This window comes from Oculatella sp. LEGE 06141 (assembly GCF_015207605.1).
GTDB lineage: Bacteria > Cyanobacteriota > Cyanobacteriia > Elainellales > Elainellaceae > Oculatella.
In genome coordinates, this window is sequence record NZ_JADEWO010000015.1 from 50,270 (window position 1) to 63,766 (window position 13,497).

Consider the following 13,497-nt stretch of genomic DNA (forward strand, 5'->3'; position numbering starts at 1 on the left):
GTAGGGGCGTGGTCATACCCTGCACCAAGCACGCCACGTCTGAGTCTAGTCAAGGGCGATCTTGCCGAATGCTACGCCCTTACAGCAGACGTTTAAGCAGACACTTAATCCGTTTCAAACAACCTCACACCCCCAAAATCCTGACAGAGTTCCAAATCGGTTGCTTTGGAGGTTACAGAACGCGACCCCCTTCCTAAATTTCTAAATTGCTGTGTGCCAGCTTCATTTGGCCTGGGAACAATGAGTATTAAACCACTTGAAATAGCGACTGGGAACCCTGCTCAACGGATGCGTCTCAGTCGCACCGTTTATTCCCTGCAAGAGTAGAGACTCAACCATATGGCTGTGAAACAGGACTTTCCGGGTTACTACATTACTGAGCAACTTTACGCGGGCACCAGAACACTTGTTTATCGAGGAATGCGGGAATTTGATCGAAAGGCAGTAGTGATCAAACTACTGAGAAATGAGTTTCCTAGTTTTGCGGAACTGGTGCAATTTCAGAATCAGTATGCCATTACCAAAAACCTCAACCTTCCGGGCATCATCCAGCCCTACAGCCTCGACTCCTATCACAACGGCTATCTCTTCGTGATGGAAGACGTTGGCGGCATTTCGTTGCGCCAATTCGCTAAAGACGAGCCGCTCTCGTTTAACCAGTTCCTTCCGATCGCCTGCCAGTTGGTAGAAACTCTACACCAATTGCACCAACATCGGGTGATTCACAAAGACATCAAACCCTCCAATATTCTGATTCATCCCGACTCGCTTCAGGTAAAACTGATCGACTTTTCCATCTCAACTCTTTTACCGCGAGAAACTCAGGACATCCAAAACCCAAATGTTCTGGAAGGCACTCTGGCCTATCTGTCACCGGAACAAACGGGACGCATGAACCGGGGAATTGACTACCGTAGCGATTTCTACTCGTTGGGAGTCACCTTTTTTGAACTGCTGACAGGACAAATGCCTTTCCAGTCCTGCGACCCAATGGAGTTGGTACATTGCCACCTGGCGAAGCAGCCGCCGATGATCCACAGTCTCAATCCGCTGATGCCCCCTATTCTGTCTGAGATTGTGGCTAAGTTAATGGCGAAAACGGCTGAAGATCGCTACCAGAGCGCGTTAGGGCTAAAACATGACCTGGAACAGTGCTTGTCCCAATATAAAGAAAAGGGAAACCTTGCATGGTTTTCGCTGGGGCAACGGGATATATGCGATCGCTTTCTGATTCCCGAACGGCTCTATGGCCGAGAAACTGAAGTGATTGAACTGCTGAGTGCCTTCAACCGGGTTAGCAGCGGCAATACCGAACTACTGCTTGTTGCGGGTTTCTCTGGCATTGGCAAAACCGCTGTAGTGAATGAAGTCCACAAGCCCATCGTGCGGCAGCGCGGCTACTTCATCAAAGGCAAGTACGACCAATTTCAGCGAAGCATCCCTTTTAGCGCATTTGTACAAGCTTTTCGTGACTTGATGGGGCAACTGCTGAATGAAACCGATACTCAACTGGCGCAATGGAAAACCTGCATTCTAGAAGCATTGGGTGAAAATGCCCAGGTCATTATAGAGGTGGTTCCTGAACTGGAGCAAATTATTGGTCAACAGCCTGCGGTTCCGGAACTCTCTGGTAGTGCCGCACAGAATCGCTTCAATCGACTGTTTCAGCAGTTCATTCAGGTGTTTACCACCGCAGACCATCCGTTGGTGGTATTTATTGACGACTTGCAGTGGGCTGATTCTGCTTCGCTCAATTTGCTCAAGCTATTGATGGATGAGACAGAGACAGGCTATCTATTGATTTTGGGAGCCTATCGCGATAACGAAGTGTTTGCAGCACACCCCTTAATGCTGACGCTGGAGGAAATTGAGAGGGCAAACGCAACGCTCAACACAATTGTCTTGACTCCGCTGAGTTCAACCGACATCAACCAACTGGTTGCAGATACATTGAGCTGTACAAAAGATCTTGCCTTGCCATTAACCGAGTTGGTATACCAAAAAACGCAGGGCAATCCTTTCTTTACCAGTCAATTTCTCAAGGCGTTACATGAGGACGATCTGATCACCTTCAACTTCAACGTCGGGCACTGGCAGTGTGATATTGCAGCCGTGCGATCGCTCGCCCTCACCGAAGATGTTGTCGAATTCATGGCGCTTCAACTGCAAAAATTGTCTGCTAAAACGCAGCATGTCCTGAAGCTAGCGGCCTGTATTGGCAATCAATTTCACTTGGCCACATTGGCCACCGTATATGAAAAGTCTCAGGCAGAGACGGCTGAGGATTTGTGGAAAGCGATCCAGGAAGGATTTATCATACCGACCAATGAAGTCTACAAATTTTATCAAAATTCATCATTAATCCACCGAAACGGGTCATTAGCCGAGAGCCAGGTAGACACTCAAAGGGCTGACGAACAGGGGTTAATGGCTGTTCGCTACAAATTCCTGCACGATCGCGTTCAACAGGCAGCCTACTCCCTCATTCCTGACTCTCAGAAGAAAGCATCTCATTTAAAAATCGGAAAATTACTGCTACAACATACCCCACCTGAAGCGCTTGAAACTAAAATTTTTGATATTGTTAATCAGTTAAATCAAGGAATTGAGATCGCCACTCAATTATCAGAAAAGAAAGAAACGGCTCAACTCAACCTGATTGCCGGGAGAAAAGCAAAGATTTCCACTGCGTATAAAGCAGCCGTCGAATATTTTGCGATCGGTTTAGAGCTGTTATCAGCAGATAGCTGGCAAACCGACTATGGGCTTACCTTTGGCCTGTATCGAGAACGCGCAGAATGTGAATACTTAACCGGTCATCTTGATCCAGCAGAAAAGCTGTTTGATGTTGCCTTGCATCACGCTCAAGATAAGTTTGACAAAGCCGATATTTACGCCATTCAAATGTATCTGAAAATGACTCAGGGCGAAAATATCCAGGCTGGGTTTGAAGCTGGACTCAAAGGGTTGAGCATCATGGGAATGCATCTACCGTCCACCGTCGAAGAACAGCAAGCCGCCATCACCGCTGAACTGGAAAAACTTCACACTAAACTGAAAACAGTTCGCCCAGCCGATCTGTTTGATCGACCCCAGATGACCGATCCCATCTATAAAGTCTGCATGAGTCTTTTAGCAGACCTTTGGGCAGCAGCCTACATGGGCGGCCATCAATATCTTTCACATCTAAGCCTGCTGTTAATGCTCAATACCTCATTAACTCACGGCAATGCTGAAGGTTCTGGTTTTGCTTACTGCCTGTATGGAATGAGTTTGGCTAACCAGGGAGACTACCAAACGGCGTATGAGTTTGGCACCTTGGCCCTGAAGCTAGACCGACATTTTAACAGTACTAAATTTATCTACAAAACCAATAACATCTTTGCACACACAATCAATCCCTATAACCAGCATCTAAAAACAAATCTACCGCTGTCTCGGCAATCGTTTCAAGCCAGCCAGGAAGGTGGAGATGTTGTGTTTGGGGTTTGGGCCGTTTCATTTCTGATTTGGGCGATGTTGGTAAAGGGCGATCGCCTATCCGATGTCTACGCAGAAACCGAAAAATATTTAAGCTACGTACAGCAGGTAAACGATATCAATATGCTGTATGCGTTTACGCTACAGCGACAGTTTATCCTGAACCTGCAAGACCTCTTGCCAGATACCGATTTGCTGCACGATCAAAATTACGACGATTGGAATCAGCATGACGTTCCCCATATCAATGTTTGGCGACAAAAGCGGAACTTTGAACATGGCATCAACTGGTATTGCTTTCTCAAACTACAGCTCTCGTACCTGTATGGTCGCTACAACGATGCCGTTCAAGCAGCGAAAGAGGCAGAGCCAACACTACCCTCTAATGCTGGTTTCTTCCCAATTATTCAATACTATTTCTATTACCCGCTTAGCTTAGCAGCACTCTATCCTACCGCTACATCAGAAGAGAAAAGCCAGTACTGGAGTGTTCTGCAACAGCATCAGCACATGGTCAAAACATGGGCAGATCATTGCCCAGAGAACTTTCAGCATCGATATCTTTTGCTGTCGGCTGAAATCGCCCGCATCTCTGGCCAGCGCATAGAAGCATTAGAAGCTTACGATCAGGCCATTTCAACCGCTAAAGCAAATGAATACCTGAATGAAGAAGCGATTGCTAATGAACTCGCAGCAACATTTTACCTGGAATGGGGCAAAGAACGGATTGCTCAAGAGTACATGACTGAAGCGTACTACTGTTATGCTCGTTGGGGATCTGCTGCCAAGATCAATGATCTGGAACAACGCTATCCACAGCTTTTAGCGCCTGTTTTGCAACAGCAGCAACAGCAGCAACAGCAGCCACTGATTGCCACTGAAACGATTTTCGCCCTATCTTCTGTCAACCAAACGTCCCCATCCAGCAGCATTTCAAATGCACTAGACCTGGCTGCGGTACTAAAAGCATCTCAATCTTTGTCTAGCGAGATGCAGCTTGATAAATTAATATTCACCTTGCTGGACATTGTCATTGAAAGTGCAGGCGCACAGAAGTGTGCATTGATGTTGTTGCAAGACAACCGTTTGATGTTGACGGCCGTCAAGTTTGCAAAGTCCTGCCCGTCAACCCTGGAAGCCATTCCAGTAGAAGACAGTGAGGAAATTCCAGTCAATCTTGTGAATGGAGTTAAACGCAGCCTTGAGACCACTGTAATTGTTGATGCAACCCATCATTCGCTGCTGCTATCTGACGCATACATTCAGCGGAACCAGCCCAGGAGTATTTTGTGTACGCCGATCCTGCATCAGGGTAAGTTGCTGGGTGTGTTGTATCTGGAAAATAATCTGGCGACAGGGGTATTCACCAGCGATCGCGTAGAACTGCTTAGCCTGTTATGTACCCAGTCGGCTATTTTCCTGGAAAATGCCCGTCTTTATCAGCAGTCGCAGGCTTATACCCAACAGTTAGAACGATCTCTAAACGCCCTACAAATCAGCGAAACCCGGTTGCGGAACCTGGCTGCCAACGTTCCAGGCATGATTTATCAGTTTTGTCTGGCCACCGATGGCTCTACCTGTACTCCCTATGCCAGTTCTGGTTGCTTCGAGCTGTACGAAGTGGAAGCGGAAGCAGCAATGGCAGGGACCCATGACTTATACCGGATGCATCATCCTGATGATCGTGCCGGTGTTGAACAGGCTATGCTCCACTCTGCCCAAACTTTGACTCCGTTTGTATACGAATGGCGAATTATCACCCCATCAGGAATCGTGAAGTGGGTGCAGTCTGCGGCTCAACCAGAGAGAAAAGCAGATGGTTCGATTGTGTGGGATGGCATTGTGATAGATGTTAGCGATCGCAAATATGCCGAAAAATCGTTGAAGCTGACTCAATTTGCGATCGATCGAGCCAGTTTGCCAGTTTGGTGGATTAAACCCAATGGTCAGGTTTCGTATGTAAATGCTGCGGCCTGTCGCGATTTGGGCTACTCTCAAGCAGATATTTTACAGAAATACGTCTGGGATTTTAATCCAGATCTTCTGCCAGAGTCGTGGGGAGAACACTGGCAGAGCCTGAAAGCAGAGGGATCATTTACCGTCGAAACGCGCAACGTTAACCAACTCGGAAACAGCTATCCGGTTGAAGTGAGGGCGAACTACCTTGAACTGGACGGGGAAGAATATAACTGTGCTTTTGTGAACAATATCAGTGAGCGCAAACGCGCTGAAGCACAGTTGCAGCAGCGAACACAGGAGCTAGAGCAAACCCTGCAAGAACTCCAAACCACCCAAACTCAGATGATTCAGGCAGAAAAAATGTCTAGCCTGGGGCAGCTAGTGGCTGGCGTTGCTCATGAAATTAATAACCCAGTTAACTTTATCTTTGGCAACCTCACCCACGCCAATGCTTATACTAAAGACATTCTGGGGTTGTTGGAACTGTACCAAAAGCATTACCCCACTCCCCATCCTGAAATTCAAACAGAAGCAGACACAATTGATCTAGGCTTCTTGCTGGAAGACCTGCCAAACCTGCTTTCTTCCATGCGAATTGGGGCAGAGCGGATTCAGAAAATAGTTGCCTCCCTCCGCACCTTTTCCCGTATGGATGAAGCCGAGGTAAAAGCAATTAACATTCACGATGGCATTGACAGCACGTTGATGATTTTACAGCATCGACTCAAAGCCAGACCCGATCATAGTGGCATTGCGGTGATCAAAGAGTACAGCAATTTGCCTGTAGTCGAATGTTATGCGGGACAACTCAATCAGGTGTTTATGAATGTATTGAGCAACGCGATCGATGCGTTGGAGGAGGCAATGGACAGCCAGAAATGGGTAGCCGGTAACACAACAGAGAACTTCAAACCCCAACCCTTATCACTTACACCCACCGTTAGTATTCGCACTCAACTTGTCAGTTCCGATCGAGCCGAAGTTCGCATTGCTGACAATGGGTTGGGCATGTCAGAAGCGGTGCGTCAACGGCTGTTTAATCCATTCTTCACCACAAAGCCCGTCGGTAAAGGTACAGGTATGGGGTTGTCAATTAGTTATCAAATCGTGACTGAAAAACATGGCGGTTCATTTACATGTATCTCATCGCCCGGACAAGGGGCTGAATTTATCATTCAAATCCCACTGCGGCAAACTCAATCGGGCACAGGTTGAGCGTCTCTTGTAACCGCAAGTTAATTGATGTTGTGAGAAGTTAACCTTCCAAACCTCTCGCCACCAAGCTGACTCAAACGAACTTGGACTGATACTGCGTCTTCAAAACTAATGAACGGCTGCTGGAATAACTAAAATGTTGAACATCATTAACAGTGCCCTATCGTCTAGTCAATATATTCCGCATGGTCACTGTTATCTCTGGCAAACGCCACTGGTTGCTCTGCATGTGGTGAGTAATGCACTCATTGCGATCGCTTATTTTTCCATTCCAGCACTCTTAATTTACTTTGTAAACAAGCGAAAAGATATTCCCTTTTCAGGCATATTCATGCTGTTTGGGGCATTTATCATTCTCTGCGGTGCTGGGCATCTATTCGATATCTGGACGCTCTGGCACCCAGATTACTGGCTGGCTGGTCTTGAACACGCCACAACGGCTCTGGTTTCTTGCATCACAGCCCTGCAAATGGTGACGCTGTTACCTCAATTCTTGGCGCTTAAAACCCCTGAACAGCTAGAAGCGATTAACCGAGAATTGCAGCAGGAAATCCTGGAGCGGCAGCGAACCGAAGCAGAACGCAACCGCGCCTATGAAGAAATGGAATTTCGGGTACAGGAGCGCACGGCTGATCTAAAACAGGCCAATACGGCTCTGCGAGAAAGTGAAGCCCGCTTTCAGCGGTTGGCCGCTAATGTGCCCGGAATGCTCTACCAATATCAGCAGGCTCCAGACGGTTCAACGTCATTGATCTATGCCTCAGATGCCTGTCGCGAAATCTATGAACTGGAACCAGAAGCGATGGCAACTGGATATTTTGAAGCCATTTATGCCGACGATCGCCAGCCGCGACAGCTCTTACTGCATCAGTCTGCCAGAGAACTCCAGGGCTTTGCCCATGAATGGCGCATCGTTGTGCCGTCCGGAGCGGTGAAGTGGATTCAGACGATCTCGAAACCGCGCCGAGAAGCGGATGGTTCAACGATTTGGGATGGCATTCAGATGGATGTGAGCGATCGCAAACGCACCGAAGACGAGCGCCAACGCATCCAGATAGAACGCCAACAGGTAGAAGCGAAGTTGCAGAAGGAGCGAGAATGCCTTAAAGCGATATTAGACAGTTTGTCTGACGGCATTGTTGCCTGTGACGAAGACAGACAGCTAATGCTGTTTAATAACGCCACCCGCGAATTTCATGGTTTACCCGAAGCTGCTTTGCCAGCAGAGCAGTGGACAGAATACTTCGACCTGTATTTAGGTGACGGCATAACGCCCATGCCAATGCACGAAATCCCCCTATTTCGAGCGTTTGAGGGAGAAATTGTGCATGAGAGTGAAATGGTGATTGCGCCAAAGCAGGGGAAACTGCGTACGTTACTGGCCAGCGGACGGGCGTTTTTTGACGCGGCTGGAAACAAACTGGGTGCCGTAGTAGCCATGCATGATATTAGCGAGCGAAAACAAGCCGAAAGCGCCTTGCAGGAAGCATTACGAGAAACAAAGTACCAGTCTCGCCTATTGCGAACGGTACTCGACTCGACGCAGGACTGGATTTTTGCTAAAGACAAAGACTTCCGCTACATCCTGGTCAATCGCAGCTACGCAGACGCAATCAATCAATCGATTGAGTCCATCCTTGGCAAGGATGATCTAGAGTTAGGCTTCTCGAAAGAGTTAGTCTTTGGCAATCCGGCAGCAGGCATTCGGGGATTCCGCACAGATGATCAGGCAGCTCTGATGGGCAAAGTCATCCATAATCCCTACGATCCAGCTACGGTAGCCGATGGCTCAACGCGAATCCTTGATACAAGCAAAACCCCGTTGTACGACTCAGACGAAACTATTTTCGCTGTGCTGGGGAGTAGCCGTGATATTACCGATCGCCACAATGCAGAAAAGGCATTACGTCGTTCTGAAGCTGAACTCAAAGAGAAAGCAGAAGAGTTGGAGCAAACGCTGCGGACGCTACGGCTTACTCAGATGCAAATGATTCAAGCCGAAAAAATGTCTGGTTTGGGTCAGCTTGTTGCCGGGATTGCTCACGAAATCAACAATCCAGTCAACTTTATTCATGGCAACATCACTCCGACGGGGGAATATACGCAAGATTTATTGCATCTGCTGGAACTGTATCAAGCTCAAGTACCGCAACCCACTCCAGAGATCCATACATTCATTGAGAACATTGATCTGGAATTTCTCAAACAGGATTTGCCCAAATTGCTGGATTCGATGAAGATGGGAACCCAACGCATTCGAGAAATTGTGTTGTCGCTACGCAACTTCTCGCGGCTGGATGAAGCTGAGATCAAAGCAGTTGATTTGCATGAAGGCATAGACAACACGCTCACTATTTTGGGCAATCGCCTCAACGCAAAAGCAGGACAGCCTGACATTCAAATTGTTAGACAGTATGGCGATCTGCCTCTGGTAGAGTGCTATGCCGGACAGTTAAATCAGGTGTTTATGAACATTTTGAATAATGCGATCGAGGCTCTTGAGCAACCGTCCTGTTTTGCGAACAACGTAGGAGGAAGTTCTCAGCTCTCAGGTGCAAACGAATGGCAAAACAAATCGTCTCACGCCTCATGTCTCCCGCTTCATCGTCCGTCTATTCTCATCCGCACTCAAGTGGTTGCGTCTCACCAGGTGCAGATTTGTATTGCAGACAATGGACTGGGAATGTCAGCCGAAGTGCAGCAAAAAGTGTTTGATCCATTTTTTACAACGAAACCCATTGGTAAAGGTACGGGAATGGGATTAGCCATTTGCTATCAAATTGTGGAGCAGCACCAGGGCAGCATTGAAGTTAGTTCTGTTCCAGGCCAGGGCACCGAGGTGCATGTTACGCTACCACGTTACCTAATTCCGCCAGACTCAATCGAGATGTTGGAGAGTTAAGCGAGTCAATTGCCGATAGCATTCAAACAAGGCGTTGCCTGTCAACACTTTAAAAAACCGTCCATCTCTGCTGAGTGAAACTCCGTGATTCTAATTTTGGTGGGCGATCGCCTATCTGCCATCCCGATCAAGCACAGGTGCAGTACAAGTTCATTGTTCATTCATTGCCCTCCCAAAACGAAGGCAGCGTGAGCCATCCCTCTTCTGCTCACAGCAGCAACCCATACAATATCCTGACATTAGTACACTGGTCATTCGTCCATTGGTCGAATCAACCAATGGTATGTGGATTTCTGAGCCTATTGGGGTGAGTAGGGTAACAGTACGGTGAAAGTGGTGCCTTGATGGATAATACTATCTACCTGAATGTGCCCCTGGTGGTTGTCAACAATCACTTTAGCGATCGCCAATCCTAAGCCTGACCCGGTACTGTAACTCGCCTTGTCATTGGTTTTTAATCCGGCATGGGTACGCGATGGGTCAACGCGGTAAAAACGATCGAATAAATGCGGAACGGCTTCTTCAGGAATGCCAATTCCAGTGTCGTTCACTTGTACCTGGATCATATGCATTCCCTGATGTTTGTTACGCTGTAACGCTATATCAACGGTTCCGGCGGTTGGCGTATATTGCACAGCATTGCTCACCAGATTGGTAAACAGCCGAATTAACTGATCGCGATCGCCCTGCATTGAATACAGCGATTCTGGTTCCTCCCCGGCTTGTTGGCTCGCTAGCGAAAGACGAATGTTCTTTTCGGTGGCGATTACCTGCTGTTCTTCAAGTACCTCCAACAGCAGTTCATCCAGGGCTACTGCATCAGCGCGGCGCGGTGCAATGCCGCTATCCTGACGAGCCAAAAACAGCAAGTCATCTACTAACCGCCCCAGGCGACGGGTCAACCGCTCCACCACCTGTAATTGCTGTTGCTGAAATTCGGGTTCTGGATCGGCCAGCGCCACCTGAACGTTTGTTTGAATTACAGCGATCGGATTGCGTAGCTCATGCGATGCATCTGCTGTAAACTGCTTCAGACGCTGATAGGAATCGCGCACCGGAGCCATTGCCAACCCCGACAAAAACCACCCGATAGCCGCGATCGCTCCTACCATTAACCCGGTGCCAACACTCAAATCCCGGATCAGTTGTCGGGTGGGTTTGGTGACTTCAAACCAGGGATGGCTAACGCGCAAATATCCCAACACCTGCCGTCCCACCTGCACCCGCTGCGTCACCTGCCGCAGCAGTTGATCGTCGGTTTGGTGAACCGTTTCTTCAGGGCTGTCGGTGTGTAAAGGCGTATCTAAGGGCGTTGCCAGTGTAGACCACAGCAGTTCTCCTGTGGGGCTAAACCATTCCAGATCAATGTGGTCGTCTTCAACGGTGTCAGCGTTATCACGAAAGCTGGCTTCAAAGTTGATACGAAGCGGTGGATCAAACCCTACGGTATCGGCATTGGGTGCCATTGGTTCAATTACAAGCGATCGCTGCACCACCTCTACAACGTGATTTAGCGTGTCGTCAATGCGTTCAATCAACGTACTGCGAACGTAAACATAAAATCCGCTGGCAAAGATCAGCAGCAATATTGCTGTAACTGTCGTGTACCAGAGCGCCAAACGCCGCCGAGTTGCTTGAAACATTAGAAATGGATCGATTGGGTTATTATTCTCACCTTAGCGATTCAAAGCACTACGATCGCAACCGAGACGGCACTTCCCGCCAAAACAGCGGAATGGCAACCAGTCCGGCAATGAACTGAATGCCACCAAAGATTAGGAGCGATGTGCCAAATCCAAACCGCAGTAGCTCTCCAAAGACGACGCTACCCACACCAAATCCGGTAAACAGGGCAAACACCTTCAGCCCCATCGTTTGCCCCAGTTTATCGTCGTCTCCTAAGTCCGTCACAATGCCGACAAACAGCGGTTGAGTCAGATCGTAGCCCAATGATAAAACCAGAACAGCCAGCGTCGTGCCAATGGCAGGAATATCCAAAATCATGGCCAGTCCAGCCAGCGCTGCCATCATTAACCCGATCGGAATCAGCCAGCGCCGCCCCCAGCGATCGACTGCTTTACCAATTAAATAATTTAACAGCAGGCCAGGAACACCATACCCCAAAATAGTTAAACCAATGCTGAGCGCATCCATGCTGTAGCGTTGTGATAAATACAGCCCCAGCCAGGTATACACACCCGAATGATAAATTCCGTTCCATAGCACGTACACATAGGTACGCTGTCCTCGAAAGTGAGCGAGAACCTGACTATAGCCGCTAAAAAGCTGACGAACAGACGGCAATTTCTCGACTTTAGGTGTATCAAACAGGGCACCATAGGGTTGCAGTCGCCAAAGAACGACAGCGGCGAGCGCCGCCGTTCCCACAAACAGCGATCGCCAGCCCACGAATGGCTCAAGAATGGCACCTCCTGCCGATCCGGCTGCCATGCCGCCTTCCATTGCAGCAAATACTAGACCCAGCCGATTTCCCCGTTGCTCGAAAGGAAACAAATCGCCAATCAACGCAAAGGTGAGCGGAATGACGCCACTGGCTCCAATACCAGTAAGCAATCTCCAGGTAGCCATTTGTCCAGCAGTTTGTGCCGTTGCTGTTAAAGCAGTACAGACCACAAAAATCGCTAGAGAGATGCGAATAATAGACCAGCGACCGCATCGATCGGATAGTATTCCATACAACAATGCCATCAGGGCATAAGACAACATGTAAGCCGGAACAATAAAACCGATCTCCTGCACGGGAACATTAAACACCTCAGCTAGGCGGGGAATCAGGGGAGCAATCATGTATCCCTGCAAAAAGATTAGCCCCGCCGCTGTAGACAGCAGCCAAAACAGATGGTTATGTTGCCTCAGGCGAACCACCTGATCTGCCGCTTCAGTGTGGGGCAAATGTTCAACAGATTTCTTGCGATCAGGCATGAATTTTTATAGAAAAACTGCTTTCCCTGCCAGCGATTGTTGTTTCACAACTTGAGCAAACAGACGGCTACGAACCCAACAAACACTGGAGCAGGTGATAACTTCAAAAAGTTACGGTTTCATGACAATTTTATGACAATTTCATGACAATGATGACATCGTCGATCGCTTTCCTATCGATTCAAGCCAGCGGTGACAGACAAGCTTCAACTCAACCACGGCTCTCAACCGTCTGCTGCTTTGAACTTAGCTCTTATTCGGTCAGGATGATAACGACGCCAATTCTAGAGACGAAGCCAGAAATTACGGTGTAGGGCATCAGGGTTAATGTACTGCCCCTGCCGCAACACCCCAAACAACATTTGAAGCCCTCCCAGTATCACCACAGTAAACAACGCCAATCTGGTATCGAGATGACAAACCGTCAGTGCCGCAATCACGGTCGTCATTACCACAGTCATTACCACAGTCATTGGCTCGATGGAATCTGAAACGTTGGTCGGGGTACCGTAACAAAGCCGACACAAATTGCGCCATACAGCCCTGCGATCGCCCCTAACACCCAACACCCAACACCTAAACGCTCAAGCACCATTGCTCAAAAATTGCTCAAAAAAATAGGACGCACCGTTGCGTCCCACCAATCCGCATTACTCAACCAAGTAATAGCACCTCTGAAATTTTGGAGAAATTCTAGAGACCGAACTCAGCTTACGCTTGATCGATCACTCGTTTTGCATCATCTTTAACATCTTCAACTGAATGGCGAAGTGCCGCTTCAGATTGTTTCGCTCTACCTTCGGCTTTATCTTTCGGGTCGCCAGTGACTTCCCCAGCAAACTCTTGAGCCTTGCCTTCGATATTCTTAGCAGTGGCCTCTATTCTATCTTCAATACTCATTTAGTAAGCCTCCAAAGGTTGAACGTTGTTTATTTTGAGGTAGAAGCGGTTTATTGCTTCGTTTATGCTCCTAATGTAATTAAAATAATTGCGTTTTG

Annotated in this window: 8 protein-coding genes; 3 read left to right on the top strand and 5 right to left on the bottom strand. The window is 48.2% G+C overall.

The genetic code is table 11. The features are described from left to right. Window positions 1–339 precede the first annotated feature (339 nt). The 3 genes from IQ268_RS12770 (at window position 340) to IQ268_RS12780 (ending at window position 9,867) form a co-directional block, all read left to right on the top strand. Entirely contained in the window at window positions 340–6,654 is a 6,315-nt protein-coding gene (locus tag IQ268_RS12770; protein ID WP_193879164.1) for an AAA family ATPase, read from the top strand. Between the two features lie 136 nt (window positions 6,655–6,790). Further along, window positions 6,791–9,556, top strand: a complete 2,766-nt coding sequence (locus IQ268_RS12775; RefSeq protein WP_193879167.1) for a PAS domain S-box protein — start codon at window positions 6,791–6,793, stop codon at window positions 9,554–9,556. A 74-nt stretch (window positions 9,557–9,630) separates the two neighbouring features. Beyond that, complete coding sequence (locus IQ268_RS12780) at window positions 9,631–9,867, top strand: hypothetical protein (protein WP_193879170.1); 237 nt, start codon at window positions 9,631–9,633, stop codon at window positions 9,865–9,867. Here IQ268_RS12780 and IQ268_RS12785 read toward each other — a convergent pair. From IQ268_RS12785 to IQ268_RS12800, 5 genes are all read right to left on the bottom strand, one after another. Then, window positions 9,856–11,199: a cell wall metabolism sensor histidine kinase WalK gene (locus tag IQ268_RS12785; RefSeq protein ID WP_193879173.1), complete on the bottom strand. Its 1,344-nt coding sequence runs from the start codon at window positions 11,197–11,199 to the stop codon at window positions 9,856–9,858. The two genes, IQ268_RS12780 and IQ268_RS12785, sit on opposite strands and share 12 nt — an antisense overlap. Window positions 11,200–11,248: 49 nt before the next feature. After that, complete coding sequence (locus IQ268_RS12790) at window positions 11,249–12,499, bottom strand: MFS transporter (RefSeq protein WP_193879176.1); 1,251 nt, start codon at window positions 12,497–12,499, stop codon at window positions 11,249–11,251. 284 nt (window positions 12,500–12,783) lie between these two features. Next, on the bottom strand, window positions 12,784–12,948 hold the full coding sequence (locus IQ268_RS32245; protein WP_228035312.1) for a hypothetical protein: 165 nt from the start codon (window positions 12,946–12,948) through the stop codon (window positions 12,784–12,786). Between the two features lie 20 nt (window positions 12,949–12,968). After that, window positions 12,969–13,094, bottom strand: a complete 126-nt coding sequence (locus tag IQ268_RS32880; RefSeq protein WP_255527186.1) for a hypothetical protein — start codon at window positions 13,092–13,094, stop codon at window positions 12,969–12,971. Between the two features lie 116 nt (window positions 13,095–13,210). Then, window positions 13,211–13,399: a CsbD family protein gene (locus tag IQ268_RS12800; RefSeq protein WP_193879179.1), complete on the bottom strand. Its 189-nt coding sequence runs from the start codon at window positions 13,397–13,399 to the stop codon at window positions 13,211–13,213. Window positions 13,400–13,497: the final 98 nt, after the last annotated feature.

Bases quoted from the DNA above. Each gene is read 5' to 3' on its own strand.
- IQ268_RS12770 (WP_193879164.1), top strand. From the start codon at position 340: ATGGCTGTGAAACAGGACTTTCCGGGTTACTACATTACTGAGCAACTT.
- IQ268_RS12775 (WP_193879167.1), top strand. From the start codon at position 6,791: ATGTTGAACATCATTAACAGTGCCCTATCGTCTAGTCAATATATTCCG.
- IQ268_RS12785 (WP_193879173.1), bottom strand. From the start codon at position 11,199: ATGTTTCAAGCAACTCGGCGGCGTTTGGCGCTCTGGTACACGACAGTT.
- IQ268_RS12790 (WP_193879176.1), bottom strand. From the start codon at position 12,499: ATGCCTGATCGCAAGAAATCTGTTGAACATTTGCCCCACACTGAAGCG.
- IQ268_RS32245 (WP_228035312.1), bottom strand. From the start codon at position 12,948: ATGACGACCGTGATTGCGGCACTGACGGTTTGTCATCTCGATACCAGA.
- IQ268_RS32880 (WP_255527186.1), bottom strand. From the start codon at position 13,094: ATGGTGCTTGAGCGTTTAGGTGTTGGGTGTTGGGTGTTAGGGGCGATC.
- IQ268_RS12800 (WP_193879179.1), bottom strand. From the start codon at position 13,399: ATGAGTATTGAAGATAGAATAGAGGCCACTGCTAAGAATATCGAAGGC.